Origin of the sequence: Streptomyces mangrovi, assembly GCF_900114215.1 — a bacterium.
In the GTDB taxonomy this organism is placed as follows: domain Bacteria; phylum Actinomycetota; class Actinomycetes; order Streptomycetales; family Streptomycetaceae; genus Streptomyces; species Streptomyces barkulensis.
This window is the reverse complement of the sequence record NZ_FOSG01000003.1, coordinates 77,228-99,435: the sequence shown is the minus strand read 5'-3', so window position 1 is coordinate 99,435 and position 22,208 is coordinate 77,228. Positions and strand designations below refer to the sequence as shown.

Sequence of the window (22,208 nt, the reverse complement as noted above, 5' to 3'; positions counted from 1 at the left end):
GAGCCCGGGGGCCGCCCTACTTTCATCCCACCGCACGTCGTACGCGATACCTCATACGCCATATCTCGTGCGTCATATACGAGATATGGCGTATGCGGGCGCGTGCCGCGCCCACAGCGCCGCCCGTAAGCCCGTACGCCACAGCCGACCTGAGAGCCGACCGCATGAGAGCCCCCCTGACCGGTCTCGCACCGGTACCCGTCCCCTCCAGGACGCAGTACGTCATGGAGCATCTGACCCACGCCATCCTCACCGGGCAGCTTCCCCCCGGGCAGCCGCTGGTGGAGACCGAGCTGGCCGCGAGATTCGGCGTGTCCAAGACCCCGGTCCGCGAGGCGCTGAAGACCCTCGCGGGCCGCGGGCTGGTCGTGATGAGCGAGTACAAGGGCGCCACCGTGCGCACCGTGGACGCCTCGATGGCCCGCTCGGTCTACGACGTGCGGCTGCTGCTGGAGCCGGAGGCGCTGCGCCGCACCGTCACGGCGAAGGCGGATCTGGCCGGGGCCCGGGCCGCGCTGGAGCGGGCCGACGCCGCCGCCGACCGGGCCGACCGCTCGCTGGCCAACCGGGACTTCCACCGGGCCCTGTACCTGCCCTGCGGCAACCCGCTGCTGACGCGGATGCTCGACGACCTGCGGGACCAGGCGGCCCTGGTGTCCACCGTCGCCTGGGAGGCCGTGCCCTCCTGGGAGCACGAGGCCGCCGAGCACCGGGAGATCCTCGCCCGTGCCCTGGACGGGGACGCCGACGGCGCGGCCCGGCTGCTGCGCGACCACATCGAGGGATTCGTCCGCCGGGCCTTCCCGGTCATGGAGAACCAGGAAGGTCAGGTCCAGGCATGACGGACTTCTCCCACCGGCGGGCCGCACTCGCCGATGTCGTGGCGATCCCGGTCACGCCGTTCGACGAGCAGGGCCGGCTGGACGCCGACACCTACCGGGCCCTGGTCCGCCGGCTGCTGGACGCCGGGATCCGCGCCGTCACCCCCAACGGCAACACCAGCGAGTTCTACTCCCTCACCCCCGCCGAGCGGCGGCTGGAGGTCGAGCTGACCGTGGCCGAGGTCGAGGAGGCCGGAGGGAGCGCCGAGGTCGTCGTGGGCGTCGGCCACGATCCGGCCACCGCGGTCGCCGCCGCCGAACAGGCCCGCGCCGCCGGGGCCGGCATGGTGATGGTCCATCAGCCCGTCAACCCCTATGTCTCGCAGGCGGGCTGGGTGGACTACCACCGGGGCATCGCCGAGGCCGTCCCGGAGCTGGGCGTCGTCCCCTATCTGCGCAACCCCCTCATCGACGGCTCGGCCCTCGCCCGGCTCGGCGAGGCGTGCCCCAACGTCATCGGCGTCAAGTACGCCGTCCCCGACGCCGCGCGCTTCGCCGCCTTCGCCCGCGACGCCGGCGCGGACCGCTTCGTGTGGGTGGCCGGGCTCGCCGAACTGTACGCGCCGGCCTACTTCGCCTGCGGCGCCACCGGCTTCACCTCGGGCCTGGTCAACGTCTCCCCGCGGATCTCGCTGGAGATGCTCCGTGCCCTGCGGGCGGGGGACTTCGGCGCCGCGATGGAGGTGTGGGAGAGCATCCGCGTCTTCGAGGACCTGCGCGCCGCACAGCAGTCGGCCAACAACGTCTCCGTCGTCAAGGAGGCCCTGGCCCACCTCGGCCTGTGCCGCCGCGACGTCCGCCCGCCGAGCCGGACGCTGCCCGAGGAGCAGCGCGCCGAGATCGCCGGGATCGTCAAGGGATGGGAGGCGGCATGACCGACCAGCGCGACCGGAACGACCGGCACGAACAGTACGACCGGCACGGCCGGAGCGACGGCCCCCGCGCCCGCCGCGCCCCCGAGGAGCTGCGCAGCCACCAGTGGTACGGCACCGACGGGCTGCGCTCCTTCAGCCACCGCGCCCGCACCCGGCAGCTCGGCTACCTTCCCGAGGAGCACCTGGGCAAGCCGGTCATCGCGATCCTCAACACCTGGTCCGACATCAACCCCTGCCACCAGCATCTGCGCGAGCGCGCCGAGGCGGTCAAGCGCGGGGTGTGGCAGGCCGGCGGCTTCCCCCTGGAGTTCCCCGTCTCCACCCTCTCGGAGACCTTCCAGAAGCCCACCCCCATGCTCTACCGCAACCTGCTCTCCCTGGAGACCGAGGAACTGCTGCGCTCCTACCCGGTGGACGGCACGGTGCTGATGGGCGGCTGCGACAAGACCACCCCCGCCCTGCTGATGGGCGCGGCCGGCGTCGACCTGCCCACCGTCTTCGTCCCCGCCGGGCCCATGCTGCGCGGCCACTGGCGCGGCGAGACCCTCGGCTCGGGCACCGACATGTGGAAGTACTGGGACGACAAGCGCGCCGGTCTCATCGGCGACTGCGAGATGGCCGAACTGGAGTGCGGCCTGGCCCGCTCGCCCGGACACTGCATGACCATGGGCACCGCCTCCACCATGACCGGCGCGGCCGAGGTGCTGGGCGTGACCATGCCCGGAGCGTCCTCCATCCCCGCCGTCGACTCCGGCCACTCCCGGATGGCCGCCGCGGCCGGGCGCCGGATCGTGGAGATGGCATGGACCGACCGCAGGCTCTCCACCGTCCTGACCCGTGAGGCGTACGAGGACGCCGTCGCCGCCGTGTGCGCGCTGGGCGGCTCCACCAACGCCGTCATCCATCTGATCGCCATGGCAGGGCGGTCGGGCGTCGGCCTCACCCTGGACGACTTCGACCGGATCGCCCGCACCACGCCCGTGCTGGCCAACCTCAGGCCCGGCGGGAAGTACCTGATGGAGGACTTCCACTACGCGGGCGGCATGCCGGGCTTCCTCTCCCGGCTGCGAGACCACCTCCACCTGGAGAGGCCCACCGTGGCGCACGACACGCTGCGCGAGCAGATCGCCGGCGCCCTCGTCCACGACGACGACGTCATCCGCACCACCGGCGACCCGCTCGCGGCCGAGGGAGGCGTGGCCGTACTGCGCGGCAACCTGGCCCCGAACGGCGCGGTCATCAAGCACATCGCCGCCGAGCAGCACCTGATGAAGCACACCGGCCCGGCGGTCGTCTTCGACGACTACCGCACCATGCAGGCCACCATCAACGACCCGGACCTGGGCATCACCGCCGAGAGCGTGCTGGTGCTGCGCGGCTCCGGACCGCTGGGCGGGCCGGGCATGCCGGAGTACGGGATGCTGCCGATCCCCGACCACCTGCTCAAGCAGGGCGTGCGCGACATGGTCCGTCTCTCCGACGCCCGGATGAGCGGCACCAGCTACGGCGCCTGCGTCCTGCACATCGCCCCCGAGTCCCATGTGGGCGGGCCGCTGGCCCTGGTGGAGACCGGCGACCTGATCACCCTCGACGTGGCCGCGCGCACCCTGCGCCTGGAGGTCGACGACGCCGAACTGGAACGCCGGCGCACCGCCTGGCGCCCGCCCGGGCGGCGCTACGGGCGCGGCTACGGGGCGCTGTACGAGGAGCACATCACCCAGGCCGACACCGGCTGCGACTTCGCCTTCCTCGCCCGGCCCGGCGAGGTCCCCGATCCCTACGCGGGCTGACCGCCCGCACCGCACCACCGCACCACAGACCGTTTGAACCACCCGCCGACACGACATCTCGAACGACGTTCGACAGTCATTCGACGACAGAACGGAGCACCGGCAATGGCCCTCACCGCCGTGCCGAAGAAGCGCCCCCTGCCGGGGAGGCCGGGGAAACCGGGGAAGCCGGAGAAACAGGGGAAGCCCGGGCTCACCGGGAAGCGCGGCCTGCCGTACCTGCTGATCGCGCCCGCCGGGCTGCTGATGCTGGGCTTCATCGCCTACCCGATGCTCAGCGTCCTCTACTACAGCCTCCAGCACTACAACGTCACCAAGCCCTGGCGGAACGGCTTCGCGGGTCTGGACAACTTCCGGGAGATCTTCTTCGAGGACCCGCTGTTCTGGCAGACCCTCGCCTTCAGTGCCAAGTGGGTCGTCGCCGAGGTCGGCCTCCAGCTCGTCTTCGGCCTGGCGCTCGCCCTGATCGTCAACCAGACGTTCGTCGGCCGCGGCATCGCCCGGGCCCTGGTCTTCTCGCCCTGGGCCGTCTCCGGTGTGCTCACCACCACCATCTGGATCCTGCTGTACAACCCCTCCACGGGCCTGAGCCGCTACCTGGCGGACGCCGGCATCGGCGAGTACGGCACCTCCGTCCTCTCCGACACCGGGACCGTCTTCTGGGCCGCCGTCCTGGCCGAACTGTGGCGCGGCGTCCCCTTCTTCGCGATCCTCATCCTCGCCGACCTGCAGTCCATCTCCAAGGACCTGTACGAGGCGGCCTCGGTGGACGGCGCGGGCCGCTTCCGGCAGTTCTGGCACATCACCCTGCCGCACCTGAAGGACGCGATCATCCTCTCCACCCTGCTGCGCGCGGTGTGGGAGTTCAACAACGTCGACCTGCTCTACACCCTCACCGGCGGCGGACCGGCCGGCGTGACCACCACGCTCCCGCTCTACGTCGCCAACACCGGGATCGAGGGCCACGACTTCGGCTACGCCTCCGCGCTGACCACCGTGGCCTTCGTGATCCTGCTCTTCTGCTCGATCCTCTATCTGCGCCTGAGCAAGTTCGGAGGCGACGACAAGTGACCGCGGCGATCGTGGAGAAGGGCGCCCAGGCGCCCGCCCCGGCCGACGGGGAGACCCCGCCCCCGGCCCGCAGGAAGGCACGGCAGCGCAAGCTCGACGACGGGCCGCCGCGCTGGCAGATCTACGTGCCCCTGGGCGTCTATCTGCTCTTCACCCTCATCCCCTTCTACTGGATGCTGCTGTTCGCGCTCCGTCCCTCCGGTTCCACCTCACTGGTGCCCTGGCCGATGACCGGCGAGCACTTCGAGAAGGTCTGGACGGAACGCAGCTTCGGCACCTACTTCCTCAACAGCACCCAGGTCGGCATCGCCTCGATGGTGATGACGATGGCGGTGGCCCTGGCCGGCGGGTACGCCCTGGCGCGCTTCCGGTTCCGGATGAAGAACGTCTTCATGCTGGCGCTGCTGTGCTCGCAGTTCATCCCCGGCGCGCTGATGCTGGTCCCGCTGTTCGAGACCTTCCGGGGCCTGCAGCTCATCAACTCCATGTGGAGTGTGATCATCGCGGAGACGGTCTTCCAGCTTCCGCTGTCGATGATCCTGATCAGCGGCTTCATCAAGAACGTCCCCGAGTCGCTGGAGGAGGCCGCCTGGGTGGACGGCTGCTCCCGGCTGCGGGCGTTCGCGGCCATCGTGCTGCCGATGCTGCGGCCCGGGCTGATCGCGGTGGGCTCCTTCGCCTTCGTGCACAGCTGGAACCACTTCCTGTTCGCCCTGATGTTCCTCTCCTCGCAGGACAAGCAGACGATCCCGGTGGGCCTGAACACCCTCATCGGCTCCGACAGCGTGGACCTGGGCGCGCTCGCGGCGGGCGGCGTGGTCGCCGCCGTGCCCGTGGTGATCATCTTCGCCTTCATCCAGAAGTGGCTGATCACCGGCTTCAGCGCTGGGGCGGTGAAGGGCTGATGGCACCCGCCTCCACCGCGGCCGGCGCCGCGACCCCCGCCCTGCCGGTGGTGCTGGCCGGCGCCCGCGGCCACGGCCGCCGGCACCTGGACAACATCCGCCGCCTGGCGCGGGAGGGACTGGTCCGCCCGGCCGGGATCTGCGAGCTGACCCCGCTGGACGACGGCGAACTGGAGGGCCTGGGCAGCCCGGAGCAGTCGGCCGACTTCGCCGCACTGCTGGAGAGCACCGGCGCGCGGATCGCCGTGGTCTGCACCCCGATCCACACCCACACCGACCTGGCGCTGACCGCCGCCGAGCGGGGGGTGCACCTGCTGCTGGAGAAGCCGCCCGCGCCCTCGTACGCGGAGTTCGAGCGGATGGTGAAGGGGGTGCGGGCAGCGGGCGTCGCCTGCCAGATCGGCTTCCAGTCGCTGGGCTCGCACGCCGTCACCGCGGTGCGCGACCTGATCGCCGACGGCGCGATCGGCGCGGTGCGCGGCATCGGCGCGGCCGGCGCCTGGAGCCGGGACCTGGCCTACTGGGAGCGCGCGCCCTGGGCAGGCCGGCGCCGCCTGGAGGGCCGGGACGTGGTGGACGGCGTCCTCACCAACCCCCTGGCCCATGCGGTGGCCACCGCGCTGCGCATCGACGGCGGCGACCGCGCCGAGGACGTCGCCGGCATCGAGCTGGAGCTGTACCGGGCCAACGCCATCGAGTCCGACGACACCTCCTGCGTCCGGCTGCGCACCGCGCACGGCGACGGGACGGCGGGCGAGATCACCGCGGCCGTGACCCTGTGCGCCGAGCGGCCCGGCGAGCCCTACGTCGTCGTCCACGGCACCGGCGGCCGGATCACCTTCTGGTACAAGCAGGACCGCCTGCTGCTGGAACGCGACGGGCACGCGCCCGAGACCACCGAGCACGCCCGCACCGACCTGCTGCGCAACCTCGTGGCCCACCTCACCGGCGGCGAGGAGCTGCTGGTGCCGCCCGAACGGACCGGCGCCTTCATGCGGCTGGTGGAGGCCGTGCGCACCGCGCCCGAGCCGGCCCCGCTGCCCGGCGGCGCCTGGCGCACCGAGCCCGGTACCGGCAACGGTACCGGCGCCGAGGGCTCCGCCCGGCGCATCGTCACCGGCATCGACGAGCTGGTCGCGGCGGGGGCCGAGGAACTGGCCCTGTACTCCGAGCTGTCCGACGGTTCCGGCCCGCGCGCCCCCTGGGCCGCCGCGGCGGCCCGGGCGGGAGCCCGAGCGGAAGGGAGCCGTGGCATGACCGTGCCGCGCCCGGAAACCCCCGAAGGAACCGGCAACCCCGAAGGCACCGGTACCGAAGCCGCCGGGTCCGTCGAACTGCGCTGCGCCGGACGGGCCGTGGCCCGCTACGAGTACCGGCCGCTCCTGGCCGGGAGCCAGTCGCCGCGCCCCTACCTGCACCCCGTACGCACCCTGGGCGGCACCGCCGTCACCGAGCTGCGGCCCGCCGACCACGTGCACCACCTCGGGGTGAGCATGGCCGTCCCCGATGTCGGCGGCGCCAACTTCTGGGGCGGGCGCACCTTCGTCCGCGGCCGGGGACCGGTCGAGCTGGACAACCACGGGCGCCAGGACCACCTGGGCTGGATCGACCTGCGAGAGGACGGCTTCACCGAGGAGGTCGCCTGGCAGCGGGACGGGCGGCGGCTGCTGACCGAGCGCCGCACCGTCACCGCGCGGGCGCTGGACGCGGACTGCTGGGCGCTGGACTTCACCACCGAGCTCACCAACGTCTGCGGCGAGGAGCTGTCGGTGGGCAGCCCGGCCACCAACGGCCGCCCCGGCGCCGGCTACGGCGGCTTCTTCTGGCGTCCGCCCGTCGGCCCCCGCCCGCCGGAGGTGTTCACCGGGGACGCCGAGGGCGAGGAGGCGGTGCACGGCTCACGGGCGCCCTGGCTGGCCATGGTGACCGACGCCTGGACGCTGGTGTTCGCCGGGGCCACCGAGGACACCCGCCGCGACCGGTGGTTCGTACGCGCCGCCGAGTACCCGGGGGTGGGATCCGCGCTGGCCTGGGACGGCAGACTGCCGCTGCCGGCCGGGCGGACGGTGGTGCGGCGGGTGGTCACCGGTGTCGCCGACGGGCGGCTGGAGCGGACCGCCGCCGCCGGGGTCGCCGCCCGGCTCACCGGGAAGGAGGGGCCCCGATGACGGCCCTCCCGGTGGCCCCGGCCCCCACCGCACCCGGACCACCGCCCCGGAAACCCCGCACGATCCGTCCCCGGGACACCCCGCAGCCCCGACCCACGAACACCCAAACGGAAACGCACGACCAGGAAAGAGACTCGACGATGAGTGGAAACAACAGCCGCAGACCTCGTGCCCGCACCCTGCTGGCCCTGGGCATCAGCGCGTCCCTCGCCCTGACCGCCACCGCCTGCGGCGGCTCGGGCACCGAGACGGGCAGCGAGGGCGAGGGCGAGGGGAAGATCGTCTTCTGGGACAACAACGGCGGTGTGCGCACCGAGGTCTGGAAGAAGATCATCACCGAGTTCGAGAAGGAGAACCCCGAGATCGACGTGGAGTACGTCGGCATACCCATCGCCGATGTGCAGTCCAAGTACGACACTGCCATCCAGGGCGGCGGCGACAGCCTGCCGGACGTCGGCATGGTCGGCACGGCCTACCTCGCCAACATGGTCGCCCAGGGCGCCCTGGACCCGGTCGGCGACAGGATCGAGGACAGCCCTCTGAAGGGCAAGCTGGTCAACGGCATGGTCGAGAGCGTCAAGGCCGCCGGGGGCGAGAAGGACCAGATGTTCACCGTCCCGACCTCCGCCAACCAGGGCGTGCTGTGGTACCGCAAGGACATGTTCGACAAGGCGGACCTGCCGGCCCCCGACACCTGGGAGAACTTCTACCGGGCGGCCGAGGAGCTGACCGACCGGGAGAACAACCAGTTCGGCTTCACCATCCGCGGCGGCGCGGGTTCCGTCGCCCAGGCGCTGGAGATGATGTACGCCCAGTCGGGCATCGAGAGCTTCTGGGACGGCGACAGGACCACCGTCAACGACCCGAAGAACGTCGAGGCGCTGGAGAAGTACGTCGCTCTGTACAACGAGTACACGCCCAAGGCCGACCTGAACAACGACTTCACCAAGATGGTCGCCACCTTCACCGGCGGTGAGGTCGGCATGCTCCAGCACAACCTGGGCTCCTACACCGACCATGTGAAGGCGTTCGGCGAGGAGAGGATCGGCGGACTGCCGATGCCGCCCTCCTCCGAGGGCGGCCCGCGCACCCTGGTCTCCAACCCGGTCGACGGGATGGGGCTGTTCAAGTCCAGCGGGAACAAGGCGGCGGCCTGGAAGTTCATCGAGTTCGCCGCGTCCGCCGAGATGAACAGCCTCTGGAACGAGTCGGCGGGTGCCATCCCCGCCCACACCGACGCCGCGGACGACGAGTGGATCAACAAGGCCGAGCCCACCAAGGCGGCCATGGAGTCGCTCGACGACCCGAACACCAAGATCGTCCAGCTGCCGTACTACCTGCCGGACTGGAACAGCATCAGCAAGGCCGACACCGAGCCCAACTTCCAGAAGCTGCTGCTGGGGCGGATGACGGCCGAGGAGTTCGCCGACGACCTGGCGAAGCGGCTCAACGAGGCCCAGGTCGAGTGGAGCGAGCAGAAGGGCTGACGCCCCGCCACGGCGGGGCGGTACCGGACCGCCCCCGCCGCGGCGTCCGCGACCACCGGGCGCCCCCGGGCCCGGAGATCCCCGGGCCCCGAATGGCCAGAGAGCCCCGGACACCCCGAACGACCCGTATGACCCAAGGAGTCGCAGTGCAGAGAAAAGTGTGCCAAGCACGTGTCATGGCCCTGGCAGGATGTACCTCGCTCGCCCTGGCGGCCCTGGCCGTACCCGCCCAGGCCGCGCCGCGCCACGGCGGTGACCAGGTCCGCGCCGTCCTGCCGAAGAACGACGGCTGGGCCTCGGCCGAGGGCGGCACCACCGGCGGCGCCGCCGCCGACGCCGACCACGTCTTCACCGTCACCAACCGCGCCGAGCTGGCCGCGGCGCTGAACGACGGTGACGACACGCCGAAGATCATCAAGGTCAAGGGCACCGTCCACGGCAACGCCGACGACCAGGGGAGGCCGCTGACCTGCGAGGACTACCAGCGCGACGGCTACACCCCGGAGAAGTACCTCCAGGCGTACGACCCCGAGGTCTGGGGCGAGAACGAACCCTCGGGACCGATGGAGGAGGCCCGAGCCGCCTCGGCCGCCGAGCAGAACAAGCGGGTCAAGCTCCACGTCGGCTCCAACACCACCCTGATCGGGGTGGGCGACGACGCCACCATCCTCGGCGCCAGCCTCCAGATCCGGGGCGTGGAGAACGTCATCGTCCGCAACATCACCTTCGAGGACACCTACGACTGCTTCCCGCAGTGGGACCCCACCGACGGCGAGAACGGAGCCTGGAACTCGGAGTACGACAACGTCGTCGTCCACGGCTCCCGCCACGTCTGGATCGACCACAACACCTTCACCGACGGCCGCCGCCCCGACAGCGAGCAGCCGCGCTACTTCGGGCAGCTCTTCCAGCAGCACGACGGCCTGCTCGACATCGTGCGCGGCGCCGATCTGGTGACGGTGAGCTGGAACGTCTTCACCGAGCACGACAAGACCATCCTGCTGGGCAACAGCGACAAGGCCGAGGCCGACGACCGCGGCAAGCTGCGCACCACCTTCCACCACAACCTCTTCGAGGACGTCAACGAGCGTGCCCCGCGCGTGCGCTTCGGCCAGGTGGACGCCTACAACAACCACTTCAAGCAGAACGAGGGCGCCAAGTACGGCTACACCTGGGGCATCGGCAAGGAGGCCGCGCTCGTCGCCGAGCACAACGCCTTCACCCTCCACAAGGGCCTGACCCCGGCCGACACCATCCGCCAGTGGACCCCCGGCACCTCCATGACCGAGCGGAACAACTGGGTCAACGGCCGGTACGTGGACCTGCTGGGCGCGTACAACGCCGCCAACCCCGACCGCCTTCTGGGCGGCGACGCGGACTGGACTCCCATCCTGCGCACCCGCGTCCACCACCCGCTGGCCGTCCCGTACCTGGTGGACCGGTACGCCGGGGCAGGGGAGATCAAGGTGAAGGACGGGAAGGGCCGCAGGTGAGCGGGGCGCCGACGAGCAGGCCACGAGTGGGCACCACCCGGCGCGGCGCGCTTCTGGCCGGAGCCGGCGCCGCCCTCGGTGTGGCCCTGGCGGGCCGGGCCCACGCCGGGCCCGCCCACGCCGGTCCGCGGCTGAGGGTCGCGCCGGACGGCAGCGGTGACTTCGCCACCGTGCAGGAGGCCGTCGACGCCACGCCCGACCGTCCCGGAACGCCCTGGACCATCGCCCTGGCCCCCGGCGTCTACCGCGAGACGGTGAAGATCCCGGAGAGCAAGACCGGGCTGACCCTGCTGGGCGGCACCGGCGATCCCCGCGACACCGTCATCGTCCACGACAACGCGGCGGGAACTCCCAGGCCCGACGGGTCCGGGACCTACGGCACCTCCGGCAGTGCCACGGTCACCGCACGGCCCGACGGGTTCACCGCGCGGCGGATCACCTTCGCCAACGACTGGCTGCGCGCCGACCATCCGGAGGTCACCAGCGGCACCCAGGCGGTGGCGATCAAGGTGATGGGGGACCGGTCGCTGTTCGACCGCTGCCGATTCCTCGGCCACCAGGACACCCTGTACGCCGACACGCGGCATGTCTCGCTCACCGCGCGGCAGTTGTTCCACCGCTGCTATGTCGAGGGGGACGTGGACTTCGTCTTCGGCCGGGCGACCGCGGTCTTCCACGGCTGCGAACTGCGCACCCTGGACCGGGAGGTGGACTTCACCCCGTACGGGTTCGTCTTCGCGCCGTCGACGGCCGCCGGCACCCGGTACGGCTACCTCGCCCACCGCTGCCGGATCACCACCACCGCGCCGTCCGGCGCGTACAAGCTGGCCCGGCCCTGGGTGCCCAGCAGTGATCCGGCGGCCCGGCCGAGCCTGGTGGTGCGCGACAGCCTGCTGGGGGCCGGCATCGACGCGGCCCGGCCGTACGCGAACATGCGGGAGCAGTACCCGTGGCAGGGGTTCTTCTTCCGGGAGTGGGCCAACCGGGGGCCGGGGGCGGCCGTCGCCGATCCGGCCGAGCGTCCGCGGCTGACGGCGGCCGGGGCCGCCGAGCACACGCCGGCGGCCTACCTGGGCGGCTGGTGTCCCGCGGTCGGCTGAGCCTCCTCGCGGTGGGGTGCCGCGTCCGTCCGGCCCGTGCCGGCCGGGCGCGGCACGGGCCGGACCGGTGCGGGCCGTGCGGGGGCCGGCGCCCTTCGGGCCCGGGGCGGGAGGGGCTACAGGTGGCGGGTGGCCAGGGCCAGTCGGTCGCGCGCGTCGAACAGGGCGTCCTTGATGGTCTGTTCGTGGGCGGGGGTCAGCCGTGCCACCGGGACCGAGCAGCTGATGGCGTCCCGTGCGGGGGTGCGGTAGGGGATGGCGACGCCGAAGCAGCTCAGTCCCAGGGTGTTCTCCTCGCGGTCGACCGCGTAGCCCTGTTCGCGGATCTGGTGCAGTTCCTCGATGAGCTTGCCGCGGTCGGTGACGGTGTGTTCGGTCAGCGGTGCCAGGGTCTCGGGGAGCATCGCGCGGACCTGGTCGTCGCCGTAGGTGGCCAGCAGGGCCTTGCCCAGCGAGGTGGAGTGCGCGGGCAGGCGTCGTCCCACCCGGGTGAAGGGGCGCAGGTAGTGCTGCGACTGGCGGGTGGCGAGGTAGACGACGTTGGTGCCGTCCAGCCGGGCGAGGTGGATGGTCTCGGTGGTGTCGTCGGAGAGCCGGTCCAGGGTGGGGCGGGAGGCGGCCACGACCTCGTCGCCGTCGATGTAGGAGGTGCCCACCAGCAGGGCGCGCACTCCGATGCCGTAGCGGGTGCCGGTGGCGTCGGTCTCGATCCAGCCCAGTTCCACGAGTGTGCGCAGCAGCATGTAGAGGCTGGACTTGGGGTAGCCGACGGCTTCCTGGACGGCGGCGAGGGTGTGCATGCCGGGCTGTCCGGCGAAGAACTCCAGCAGTTCCACGGTGCGTACCGCCGACTTGACCTGTGCCCCGCCCGCCTCCGGTTTCCTGCCGGGGGCGCCCCCGTGCGCAGAAGGCATCGACCTTGACCCTTTCGCTCGACCGGCCATAGAGTCCCAGATGGTTATTCACACATAGGGACGGCGTTCAGTATATCGAACGAGGTCTCCGGGGGGACAGTCTCCGGCGCCCGGTGTCCCGGACGCGCCCCCGCCGGTCCCGTCGCCCCCTGCCGCCGCCCGGTCGGCGGCCGTTTCGAAGGAGGAGTTCAGCGGTGGCAGTACCAGTGTGGAGCGTCGACCCCAGGACGGGGAAGCGGCGTGAACAGGTCGCGGCCGAGGCCACGGCAGCCGACGTCGACGCGGCCGTACGCGCCGCCCACGCCGCCCGCGGCGAGCTGGCGGGCCGCACCGCGCGGATCGCCCTGTTGCGCGCGGCCGCTGAGGAGCTGGAGGCCGCCCGCGGTGAGATCGTCGCCGCCGCGGACGCCGAGACCGCGCTGGGCGAGGTCCGGCTGAACGGTGAGCTGGGCCGCACCACCTACCAGCTGCTCGCCTTCGCCGACGAGGTCGCCGACGGCGCGTACCTGGACGTCGTCATCGACCACGCCGACGCCTCGCTCACCCCGCCCCGGCCCGATCTGCGCCGCTACAAGATCCCCCTGGGCGTCGTGGCGGTCTACGCGGCCTCCAACTTCCCCCTGGCCTTCTCCGTCCCCGGCGGCGACACCGCCAGCGCGCTCGCGGCGGGCTGCCCGGTCGTGGTCAAGGCGCACCCCGACCATCCGGCCACCTCCGAGCTGTGCGCGGCCGCGCTGCGCCGTGCGGCCGCCCGCGTCGGTCTGCCCGAGGACGTCGTCCGTGTGGTGCACGGCTTCGACGCGGGTGTGGAGCTGGTGAAGCACCCGCTGGTCGCCGCGGCCGGGTTCACCGGCTCGATCCGGGGCGGCCGGGCCCTGTTCGACGCCGCCGCGGCACGCCCGGTGCCCATCCCCTTCCACGGCGAGCTGGGCAGTCTCAATCCGGTCGTCGTCACCGAGGCGGCGGCCAAGGAGCGCGCCGAGGAGATCGGCGGCGGGCTGGCCGGGTCGATGACGCTGGGCTCGGGGCAGTTCTGCACCAAGCCGGGGCTGGTCCTCGCCCCCGAGGGCGAGTCCGGCGACCGGCTGCTGGAGGCCCTGGCCGGTTCCGTCGCCGGGGCCGCCCGCGGGCCGCTGCTGGACACCCGGATGCGCGAGGCGTTCCTGGCCGGGGTGCGGGCCCGGGCGGAGCTGGAGGACGTGACGGCGCCGGTCGCCGCGGCCGAGGGCGAGGAGCAGACCGTGGGCGCGGGCTTCCTCACCGTCCCGGCGGAGCGGCTCGCCGGCTCCGAGCGGCACGCACTGCTGCTGGAGGAGTGCTTCGGGCCCGTCACCGTCGTCGCCCGCTACCGGGACGCCGGCGAGGTCAGCGCGGTGCTGGCCAGGCTGTCCGGCAACCTCACCGCCACCCTCCACATCGCCGGGGAGGAGGCGGGGCGGGAGGACGGCACCGCGGCCCGGCTGCTGGCCGAGCTGACGGCGCTGGCCGGGCGGGTCCTGGTCAACGGCTGGCCCACCGGTGTCGCGGTCGCCCCCGCCCAGCACCACGGCGGCCCCTACCCGGCCACCACCTCCACCTCCACCTCGGTCGGCGCCACGGCCGTCGAGCGCTGGCTGCGTCCGGTCGCCTACCAGGACACCCCGCCGGCGCTGCTGCCCGAGGAACTGCGCGACGACAACCCGCTCGGCCTGCCGCGCCGGGTGGACGGACGCCGCGAGGGCTGAGCGCCCGGGGGCCCGCCCTCCGCGGAAACGCCCGTGGCCGCCCTCCGCGGAGGGCGGCCACGGGCGTTTCCGCGGAGGGCGGGCGGAGGACGGGAGGACGGGTGGGAGGGGAGGAATCCTCTGTCCATAAGCGAGGCTTGGAGATCGTCCAAGACAATTCGCCATGGACAGGAGCGAACCGGGGCGACACAGTGGCGTGCATGGAGACCTCACTGCCGGGAGCACCGGACCTGCCGGACCTGCGGGACCTGCGGGACCTCGCGCGGGCCGAGTTCGCGCCGACGACCGTCTATCTGAACACCGCCTCGCACGGCCTGACACCGGCCCGTACCGCCGATGTCCTGCGGGAGGCGGTGGAGGAGACGGTGGAGGGGCGCATCGACATGACGCGCTGGTTCGCCGTGATCGAACAGGCGCGTGCCCGCTTCGCCCGGCTGGTCGGCCTGACTCCGGACAGGGTGGCGCTGGGAGGGGCCGTCTCCGCGCATGTCTCGCTGGTCGCGGGTTCGCTGCCGCCCGGTGCCGAGGTGCTGGTGGCCGACGGCGACTTCAGCTCCCTGGTCAACCCGTTCGCGATGCGCGCCGACCTCAAGCTGCGCACCGCCCCGCTTCAGGACCTGGCGGACGCCGTCCGGCCCGGCACCGCGCTGGTGGCCGTCAGCGCCGTGCAGTCGGCCGACGGCCGCCTCGCGGACCTCGCCGCCGTCGCCGGGGCCGCACGGGCCCACGGAGCCCGCACCCTGGTGGACACCACCCAGGCCGCCGGCTGGCTGCCGCTGGACGCGGGCGCCTTCGACTACACCGTGTGCGGCGCCTACAAGTGGCTGCTGTGCCCGCGCGGCACCTCCTTCCTCACCGTGCCCGGGGACGGCGGGGGACTGGTGGCCTCGCAGGCCGGATGGATGGCGGGGGAGCGGCCCTGGGACAGCTGCTACGGGACGGTGGAGGAGCCGGCCCGTTCCGCCCGCCGCTTCGACGTCTCCCCGGCCTTCCTGCCCTACCTGGGCGCCGAGCGCTCCCTGGGCCTGGTCGAGGAGGCCGGGCCGGAGGCGATCGGCGCCCACGACCGGGCCCTGGCCGCCCGCTTCCGCGCCGGCGCCGCCGGGCTGGGCCACCGCCCGGTGCCCGGCGACTCGGCCATCGTCGCGGTGCCCCACCTGGGCGGGGCGGTCGACGCGCTGAGGGAGGCGGGGGTGGAGGTCTCCGTCCGGGAGGGGAACCTGCGCGCGGCCTTCCACCTGTACAACACGGCCGAGGACGTGGAGCGGCTGCTGGCGGCGCTGCCCCGGGTGTGACCCCGAGCGGCCGAAGGCCCCGGGGCCGGCGTGCCCCGGGGCCTTGCGGTCACGCCGACTGCCTGCGCACCAGTTCGGTCGGCAGGATCACCGCCGACGGCTCCTCGCCGCCGATCAGACCCAGCAGCACCCGCACCATCTCCGAGCTGATCCGGTCCCACGGCTGGCGGACGGTGGTCAGCTCCGGGAGTCCGGCGACGGCGGCCGGCGAGTCGTCGAAGCCGCCGACGGCGACATCGTCGGGCACCCGCCGCCCGGCCCGCTCCAGCGCGGTCAGCGCACCGCGCGCCATCAGGTCGGAGGCGACGAACAGCGCGTCCATCCCCGGTACCCGCTCGAGCAGTTCGGCGGCGGCCCGCCGGCCGCCGGCGCGGCTGTAGTCGCCGTGGGCGACCAGCTCGTCGCCGGCCGGGAGCCCGGCCTCGGCCAGCGCCTCGCGCCAGCCCGCCAGCCGGTCCACCCCGCCGGGGGTGTCCGGCGGCCCGGCGACCGTGGCGATGCGGCGGCGCCCGAGCGAGACCAGGTGCCGCACGATGCCGCGGGCGCCGTCGCGGTCGTCGGCCGTCACATGGGCGATCCTGACGGTACGCCCGCCGCGGTCGACCGGTCTGCCGCCGGCGACCACCGGTACGCCGGCCTTCAACAGCTGCTCGGCCACCGGATCGCCGGTGTGGCTGGACACCAGCAGGACGCCGTCGACATGGCCCGCGGTGACGTAGCGCACGACACGGCGCCGCTCGGCGGGCGTACCGGCGGTCATCAGCAGCAGCGGGATGTCGTGAGCGGCCAGCGCCCGGGTGCAGCCGCGCAGCAGCACGTTGAAGTTGGGGTCCTCGAACAGCTTCTCCTGCGGTTCGGTGAGCAGGAAGGCCACCGAACCGGAACGGCCGGTGATCAGGCTGCGGGCGTGCCGGTTGACGACGTAGCCCGTTTTGCGTATCGCGGCCCTGACCGCGTCCGCCGCGGCCGGGCTGACGTTGTGCCCGCCGTTGAGGAACCGCGAGACCGTGCCTCGGGAGACCCCGGCCTCCCGCGCCACGTCGTGGATCGTCGGCGGGCGCCGCCGCTCACTGCCGCTCATGCGGTACCCATCCTCGCGTCCGTCCCCATCTCCCCATCTCCCCGTGTCCCCGTCTCACGTGCAATTGTCGGTGATCCCCGCGCACTCGCCGGCCGCCCTTCAGCGTGATCCGGCGCGGAACCCCGGGCGTTCACGCCCGGGTGCACGGGGGGCGCGGCGGTTCGTGTTCCCTCCCCGACAAGATGCTGTGAACGTGCACAGGAGGGAGAGTCGGCTGACTCTTGTCAATGGTTCGAAGCTTGGTGTTGTCTGGGTGACACAGTCGGCAAGCGTCTGTGAACGTTCCCATTCCCGTCCCGGTCCGGCCCACTCGGGCCGGAGCTTCCACCCAGGAGGTCGCATGGTGCGCCTCGCCTACGGCGGCGACTACAACCCCGAGCAGTGGCCCGAGGAGGTCTGGCACGAGGACGTCGCGCTGATGCGTGAGGCCGGTGTGACCACGGTCAGCGTCGGGATCTTCTCCTGGGCGTCGATCGAGCCCGCCGAGGGCGTCTTCGACTTCGGCCGGCTCGACCGGATCGTCGGTCTGCTGCACGAGGCCGGAATCGGCGTCGACCTGGCCACCCCCACCGTGGTGCCGCCCGCCTGGTTCTACCGGGCCCACCCGGAGGCGCTGCCCGTCAGCCGGGAGGGCGTGCGGTGGGAGTTCGGCTCACGCGGCGCGATCTGCCACAACTCGCCCGCCTACCAGGAGGCCTCCGCCCGGATCACCCGCGCGCTGGGCGAGCGCTACGGACGGCATCCCGCGGTCGTGATGTGGCACGTCCACAACGAGTACGGCGTCCCCGTCCTGGAGTGCTACTGCGAGATCTCCGCCGCGGCCTTCCGCACCTGGCTGCGGGAGCGCCACACCACCCTGGAGAAGCTCAACGCCGCCTGGGGGACCGCCTTCTGGGGGCAGACCTACGGAGACTGGGAGGAGATCGCCCCGCCCCGGGCGACCCCCACCGTCTGCAACCCCGCCCAGCGCCTGGACTACGCCCGCTTCGCGAGCGACAGCGCCCTGGCCAACTTCCGCCGCGAGCGCGACCTGCTGCACGAGCTGTCCCCGGGCGTCCCCGTCACCACCAACTTCATGGTCTCGCCCACCCAGTGCGACACCATCGACTACTGGGCCTGGGGCCGCGAGGTGGACATCGTCACCAACGACCACTACCTGGTGGCCGAGGACGAACGCAACCACGTCAACCTGTCGATGGCCGCCGACCTGACCCGCTCGGTCGCCGGCGGCGAGCCGTGGCTGCTGCTGGAGCACTCCACCAGCGGCGTCAACTGGCAGCCGCGCGGCATCGCCAAGCGCCCCGGCGAGATGGCCCGCAACTCCCTGGCCCACATCGCCCGGGGCTCGGAGGGCGCGATGTTCTTCCAGTGGCGCGCCTCCCGCTCCGGTGCGGAGAAGTTCCACTCGGCGATGGTCCCGCACGCCGGCACCGACAGCCGGATCTGGCGCGAGGTGGTCTCGCTCGGCGCGGACGTCGCGGCGCTGGAGGAGATCCGCGGTACCCGCACCGTCGCGGACGTGGCGGTGGTGTGGGACTGGCAGTCGTGGTGGGCGCAGAGGCTGGAGTGGCGCCCCAGCCAGGACCTCGACGCCCGCGAGCACGCCGAGGCCTGGTACGCGGCTCTCTTCGACCGCGGTCTGACGGCCGACTTCGTCCCGCCGCACACCGGGGCGGCCGCTCTGGCCGCCTATCCGCTGGTGGTGGTCCCCGCCCTCTACCTGGCCACGGCACAGGCCGGGGAGAACCTGCGCGCCTACGTCGCCGGCGGCGGCACCCTGGTGGTGTCGTACTTCTCCGGCATCGTCGACGAGCACGACGCCGTCCACCCCGGCCCGCACCCGGGCGCGCTGCGCGAGGTGCTGGGGCTGACGGTCGAGGAGTTCCAGCCGCTGCGGGCGGGCCGGAGCGTGCCCGTCCTCGGCCCCGGGGTCCCCTCGCTGGAGGCCGACGTATGGGCCGAGACCGTCGTGACGCGGGGCGCCGAGACGGTGTGGTCCTACGGCTGCGGACCGGCCGCGGGCGGCCCCGCCGTCACCCGTAACCGGCTGGGCGAGGGCACCGCGTGGTACGTCTCGACGCGGCTGGGGCAGGGCGGGCTCGACGCCGTGCTGGCCGCCGCCTGCGCGGACGCGGGCATCGCCCCGCGCGACGAGATCCCCCACGACGTGGAGGTGGTGCGCCGCTCCGGGGAGCCGGGCACCTACCTCTTCGTCCTCAACCACACCGACGCCGACGCCGAGGTGCCGCTGGAGGCGCCCGGCACCGAACTGCTCGGCGGCGCCCGCGTGGCCGGCCGGCTCGCGGTCCCCGCGGGCGGGGTCCGCGTGGTCCGTCTCGACGGCTGAGCCACAGGAGCCCCGCCCCGCTCGCCGACCCGCGGGCGGGTCGGCGAGCGGGGAAGGCGGAAGGGGGGCGGAACCGCCGTGGCGGTCCCGCCCCCCTTCCGCCTTCGCGTCCCGTTTCCCCGCCGGGCCGTACGGAACGGCCCGGCGGGGAAACGGGACGCCGCGCACTCCTCACCTCATGTGAGCGGCCACCTCGCGGGAGATGGTCACCTCACGGGGGTGAAGTCCCGTGCGCCGAGGAACCCCGGGCGCGGGACGGGCGCCGCGAACGGCTCCACCGCGGTGTTCTCCACGCTGTTGAAGACGATGAAGACGTTGCTGCGCGGGTACGGGGTGATGTTGTCCCCGGAACCGTGCATGCAGTTGCAGTCGAACCAGGTCGCCGAACCGGGCTTGCCCGTGAACAGGCGGATGCCGTGCTCACCGGCGAGCCGGGCCAGCGCCTCGTCGGACGGCGTGCCCGCGTCCTGCATCTGCAGGGACTTCTTGTAGTTGTCCTTCGGCGTGGCGCCCTCGCAGCCGAGGAACGTCCGGTGCGAACCGGGCATGATCATCAGAGCGCCGTTGGTCTCGTAGTTCTCGGTCAGGGCGATCGAGACGGAGACCGTCCGCATGTTCGGCAGACCGTCCTCGGCGTGCCAGGTCTCGAAGTCGGAGTGCCAGTAGAACCCCGAGGCCCCGAAGCCCGGCTTGACGTTGATCCGGCTCTGGTGGACGTACACGTCCGAGCCCAGGATCTGACGGGCGCGGCCCACCACCCGCGGGTCCCTCACCAGGTTGGCGAAGACCTCGCTGATCTTGTGGACCTCGAAGACGGAGCGGATCTCCTGGGACTTCGGCTCCACGATCGAACGCTCGTCCGCACGGATCAGCGGGTCCGAGACCAGCCGGTTCAGCTCCCGGTTGTAGATCTCCACCTCATCGGGGGTGATGAGCTGGTCGATCGCCAGGAAGCCGTCCCGGTCGTAGGACTCCAGGTCCGCGGTCTCGATCGGCCCCGGGGTACCGGGGGCGGACCACACCGTGGGGTCCTGCCGGGGGGTGATCACCTCGGAGGCGCCCCGGGTCGGGTAGAGGTCTGCGGTGCGTTCGGGTGCGGTGGTCATGGTTCTGCCTTCCTCTCCTCATCGTGCGGCCCTGTACCCGCGTGTGGCCGCTTCGCTGCGGGTTCTCTCGCCAGGGCCTCCCGTGTGGTCTCGGCTGCCGTCCGCACCGGCCCGTCTGGCTCGGCCGGTGCGGTGCGTCAGCTCTCGTCCGGTTCGGTGAGCAGGGGGTAGACGCCGTTCTCGTCGTGGTCCTCACGGCCGGTGACCGGCGGGTTGAAGACGCAGACGCAACGGAAGTCCGTCTTGGGACGAAGTGTGTGCTTCTCGTGCCCGTCCAGCAAGTACATGGTGCCGGGGGTGATCCAGTGCTTCTCGCCGGTCTCGTCGTTGGTGAGCTCGGCCTCGCCCTCCACACAGAGGACGGCCTCCACGTGGTTGGCGTACCACATCGAGGTCTCCGTGCCCGCGTAGAGCACGGTCTCGTGCAGCGAGAAGCCCACACGCTCCTTCGCGAGCACGATCCTCTTGCTCTCCCAGGTGCCGGAGGCGGACCTGACGTGGCGGTCGGTGTCCTCGATTTCCTGTAGCGATCGGACGATCACGGTGAAGTGGTGCCTTTCCGGTCAGAGGCCCATCCGCGGGAAAAGCCTGCGGGATGGGCCATTCGGGTGGTGCGTGCGGCGACCGGACGCCCCCGGCGCCGGAACGGGCGCCGGGGACGGGCGGTGCCGCGGGTGTCAGGCGGTCTCGCGGACCGCGCGGGCCAGGATGCGCAGGCCCTCGTCCAGCTCCTCGGGGGAGATCGTCAGTGCCGGGAGCAGCTTGACGACCTCGCTCTCGGGGCCGGAGGTCTCGATGAGCAGTCCGAGCTCGAAGGCGCGGGAGGCGACGGAGCCGGCACGGTCCTTGTCGTGGAACTCCATGCCCCACACCAGGCCGCGGCCCCGGACGTCGGCCACCTCCTCGGGGTGCTCGGCGGCGATGGCGCGCAGTGCGGCCTCGACCTGCTCGCCGCGGGCGAGCGTCTGCTTCTCCATCTGCCCGTCCGCCCAGTAGGTATTCAGGGTGGCCGCGGCGGTGACGAAGGCGGGGTTGTTGCCGCGGAAGGTGCCGTTGTGCTCGCCGGGCTCCCACACGTCCAGCTCGGGCCGGAACAGGGTCAGCGCCATCGGCATCCCGTAGCCGCTGATGGACTTGGAGACGGTGATGATGTCGGGGGTGATGCCCGCCTCCTCGAAGGAGAAGAAGGCGCCGGTGCGGCCGCAGCCCATCTGGATGTCGTCGACGATCAGCAGCATGTCCTGCCGCTTGCACAGGTCGGCCAGGGCGCGCAGCCACTCGGCCCGGGCGACGTTGATGCCGCCCTCGCCCTGGACCGTCTCGACGATCACGGCGGCCGGCCGGTTCAGGCCCGAGCCGGAGTCCTCCAGCAGCCGCTCGAACCACAGGAAGTCCTCGACCTTGCCGTCCAGGTAGCGGTCGAAGGGCATCGGGGTGCCGTGGACCAGGGGGACGCCGGCGCCGGCGCGCTTGAAGGCGTTGCCGGTCACGGCCAGGGAGCCCAGCGACATGCCGTGGAAGGCGTTGGTGAAGGAGACGATCGACTCCCGGCCCTTGACCTTGCGGGCCAGCTTCAGGGCCGCCTCGACGGCGTTGGTGCCGGTCGGGCCGGGGAACATCACCTTGTGGTCCAGGCCGCGCGGCTGGAGGACCACCTCCCGGAAGGTCTCCAGGAAGGCGCGCTTGGCCGTGGTGGACATGTCCAGGCCGTGGGTGACGCCGTCGCGCTCGAGGTAGTCCAGCAGGGCGCGTTTGAGCACCGGGTTGTTGTGGCCGTAGTTCAGTGATCCGGCGCCGGCGAAGAAGTCGAGGAACGCGTGGCCGTCCTCGTCGTACATGTAGCTGCCGCGCGCCCGGTCGAAGACGGTGGGCCAGCCGCGGCAGTAGCTGCGCACCTCCGATTCGAGGGTCTGGAAGATGCTCAGGTCGGGCTGGGTCATGGTCACAGCGATCTCCTGGGAGATGGATTGC

The 22,208-nt window shown here is 72.4% G+C and carries 17 protein-coding genes and 1 pseudogene; 13 read left to right on the top strand and 5 right to left on the bottom strand.

Annotation, left to right across the window (positions count from 1 at the left end; translation table 11 throughout):
• The first annotated feature begins 164 nt into the window (after nt 1-164).
• The 10 genes and pseudogenes from BM237_RS05165 to BM237_RS05125 all read left to right on the top strand — a co-directional run bounded on the left by BM237_RS05165 (nt 165) and on the right by BM237_RS05125 (nt 11,770).
• Entirely contained in the window at nt 165-842 is a 678-nt protein-coding gene (locus tag BM237_RS05165; protein WP_093848306.1) for a GntR family transcriptional regulator, read from the top strand.
• Complete coding sequence (locus tag BM237_RS05160; RefSeq protein ID WP_093848304.1) at nt 839-1,756, top strand: dihydrodipicolinate synthase family protein; 918 nt, start codon at nt 839-841, stop codon at nt 1,754-1,756. The genes BM237_RS05165 and BM237_RS05160 overlap by 4 nt, the downstream gene beginning before the upstream one ends.
• Nucleotides 1,753-3,546, top strand: a complete 1,794-nt coding sequence (araD, locus tag BM237_RS05155) for an L-arabinonate dehydratase (protein WP_093848541.1) — start codon at nt 1,753-1,755, stop codon at nt 3,544-3,546. The genes BM237_RS05160 and araD overlap by 4 nt, the downstream gene beginning before the upstream one ends.
• Nucleotides 3,547-3,651: 105 nt before the next feature.
• Nucleotides 3,652-4,617, top strand: coding sequence for a carbohydrate ABC transporter permease (locus BM237_RS05150; RefSeq protein WP_245793420.1), 966 nt, complete (start codon nt 3,652-3,654; stop codon nt 4,615-4,617).
• Nucleotides 4,614-5,522, top strand: a complete 909-nt coding sequence (locus tag BM237_RS05145) for a carbohydrate ABC transporter permease (RefSeq protein WP_093848302.1) — start codon at nt 4,614-4,616, stop codon at nt 5,520-5,522. Before BM237_RS05150 ends, BM237_RS05145 begins: the two co-directional genes overlap by 4 nt.
• Nucleotides 5,522-6,730: pseudogene (locus tag BM237_RS30485) on the top strand (Gfo/Idh/MocA family protein); the annotation flags it as partial. The gene BM237_RS05145 and the pseudogene BM237_RS30485, both read left to right, overlap by 1 nt.
• 45 nt (nt 6,731-6,775) lie before the next feature.
• A complete protein-coding gene (locus BM237_RS30480) occupies nt 6,776-7,690 on the top strand; it encodes a DUF6807 domain-containing protein (RefSeq protein WP_217655801.1) in 915 nt (304 codons plus the stop codon).
• A gap of 140 nt (nt 7,691-7,830) precedes the next feature.
• Complete coding sequence (locus tag BM237_RS05135; RefSeq protein ID WP_093848298.1) at nt 7,831-9,177, top strand: ABC transporter substrate-binding protein; 1,347 nt, start codon at nt 7,831-7,833, stop codon at nt 9,175-9,177.
• A 176-nt stretch (nt 9,178-9,353) separates the two neighbouring features.
• Nucleotides 9,354-10,670 carry a pectate lyase family protein gene (locus tag BM237_RS05130; protein ID WP_245793419.1) on the top strand — a complete coding sequence of 439 codons (1,317 nt, stop codon included), beginning with the start codon at nt 9,354-9,356 and terminating at the stop codon, nt 10,668-10,670.
• A 26-nt stretch (nt 10,671-10,696) separates the two neighbouring features.
• Entirely contained in the window at nt 10,697-11,770 is a 1,074-nt protein-coding gene (locus tag BM237_RS05125) for a pectinesterase family protein (RefSeq protein WP_093848294.1), read from the top strand.
• A gap of 116 nt (nt 11,771-11,886) precedes the next feature.
• Here the strand turns inward: BM237_RS05125 and BM237_RS05120 are convergent, their stop codons facing one another.
• A complete protein-coding gene (locus BM237_RS05120; RefSeq protein ID WP_093848292.1) occupies nt 11,887-12,684 on the bottom strand; it encodes an IclR family transcriptional regulator in 798 nt (265 codons plus the stop codon).
• A 194-nt stretch (nt 12,685-12,878) separates the two neighbouring features.
• Here BM237_RS05120 and BM237_RS05115 point away from each other — a divergent pair, with 194 nt between their 5' ends.
• Nucleotides 12,879-14,408, top strand: a complete 1,530-nt coding sequence (locus BM237_RS05115; protein WP_245793418.1) for an aldehyde dehydrogenase (NADP(+)) — start codon at nt 12,879-12,881, stop codon at nt 14,406-14,408.
• Nucleotides 14,409-14,608: 200 nt separating this feature from the next.
• Entirely contained in the window at nt 14,609-15,703 is a 1,095-nt protein-coding gene (locus BM237_RS05110) for an aminotransferase class V-fold PLP-dependent enzyme (RefSeq protein ID WP_093848288.1), read from the top strand.
• Nucleotides 15,704-15,752: 49 nt separating this feature from the next.
• On the opposite strand, the gene BM237_RS05105 is transcribed toward BM237_RS05110, so the two are convergent.
• Nucleotides 15,753-16,784 carry a LacI family DNA-binding transcriptional regulator gene (locus tag BM237_RS05105; RefSeq protein WP_093848286.1) on the bottom strand — a complete coding sequence of 344 codons (1,032 nt, stop codon included), beginning with the start codon at nt 16,782-16,784 and terminating at the stop codon, nt 15,753-15,755.
• 340 nt (nt 16,785-17,124) lie between these two features.
• Here BM237_RS05105 and BM237_RS05100 point away from each other — a divergent pair, with 340 nt between their 5' ends.
• Entirely contained in the window at nt 17,125-19,131 is a 2,007-nt protein-coding gene (locus BM237_RS05100) for a beta-galactosidase (protein WP_093848284.1), read from the top strand.
• 206 nt (nt 19,132-19,337) lie between these two features.
• On the opposite strand, the gene thpD is transcribed toward BM237_RS05100, so the two are convergent.
• The 3 genes from thpD to ectB all read right to left on the bottom strand — a co-directional run bounded on the left by thpD (nt 19,338) and on the right by ectB (nt 22,183).
• The gene (gene thpD / locus BM237_RS05095) at nt 19,338-20,237 is read right to left on the bottom strand and encodes an ectoine hydroxylase (protein ID WP_093848282.1); all 900 of its coding nucleotides are present in this window, start codon (nt 20,235-20,237) and stop codon (nt 19,338-19,340) included.
• Between the two features lie 137 nt (nt 20,238-20,374).
• Nucleotides 20,375-20,779 carry an ectoine synthase gene (locus BM237_RS05090; RefSeq protein WP_093655460.1) on the bottom strand — a complete coding sequence of 135 codons (405 nt, stop codon included), beginning with the start codon at nt 20,777-20,779 and terminating at the stop codon, nt 20,375-20,377.
• Nucleotides 20,780-20,914: 135 nt separating this feature from the next.
• On the bottom strand, nt 20,915-22,183 hold the full coding sequence (gene ectB, locus BM237_RS05085) for a diaminobutyrate--2-oxoglutarate transaminase (protein WP_093848280.1): 1,269 nt from the start codon (nt 22,181-22,183) through the stop codon (nt 20,915-20,917).
• Between the last annotated feature and the right edge of the window lie 25 nt (nt 22,184-22,208).

Bases quoted from the DNA above. Each gene is read 5' to 3' on its own strand.
- BM237_RS05100 (WP_093848284.1), top strand. From the start codon at position 17,125: ATGGTGCGCCTCGCCTACGGCGGCGACTACAACCCCGAGCAGTGGCCC.
- BM237_RS05120 (WP_093848292.1), bottom strand. From the start codon at position 12,684: ATGCCTTCTGCGCACGGGGGCGCCCCCGGCAGGAAACCGGAGGCGGGC.
- BM237_RS30480 (WP_217655801.1), top strand. From the start codon at position 6,776: ATGACCGTGCCGCGCCCGGAAACCCCCGAAGGAACCGGCAACCCCGAA.
- BM237_RS05165 (WP_093848306.1), top strand. From the start codon at position 165: ATGAGAGCCCCCCTGACCGGTCTCGCACCGGTACCCGTCCCCTCCAGG.
- araD (WP_093848541.1), top strand. From the start codon at position 1,753: ATGACCGACCAGCGCGACCGGAACGACCGGCACGAACAGTACGACCGG.
- BM237_RS05110 (WP_093848288.1), top strand. From the start codon at position 14,609: ATGGAGACCTCACTGCCGGGAGCACCGGACCTGCCGGACCTGCGGGAC.
- BM237_RS05160 (WP_093848304.1), top strand. From the start codon at position 839: ATGACGGACTTCTCCCACCGGCGGGCCGCACTCGCCGATGTCGTGGCG.
- BM237_RS05105 (WP_093848286.1), bottom strand. From the start codon at position 16,784: ATGAGCGGCAGTGAGCGGCGGCGCCCGCCGACGATCCACGACGTGGCG.
- thpD (WP_093848282.1), bottom strand. From the start codon at position 20,237: ATGACCACCGCACCCGAACGCACCGCAGACCTCTACCCGACCCGGGGC.
- BM237_RS05130 (WP_245793419.1), top strand. From the start codon at position 9,354: ATGGCCCTGGCAGGATGTACCTCGCTCGCCCTGGCGGCCCTGGCCGTA.
- BM237_RS05150 (WP_245793420.1), top strand. From the start codon at position 3,652: ATGGCCCTCACCGCCGTGCCGAAGAAGCGCCCCCTGCCGGGGAGGCCG.
- BM237_RS05135 (WP_093848298.1), top strand. From the start codon at position 7,831: ATGAGTGGAAACAACAGCCGCAGACCTCGTGCCCGCACCCTGCTGGCC.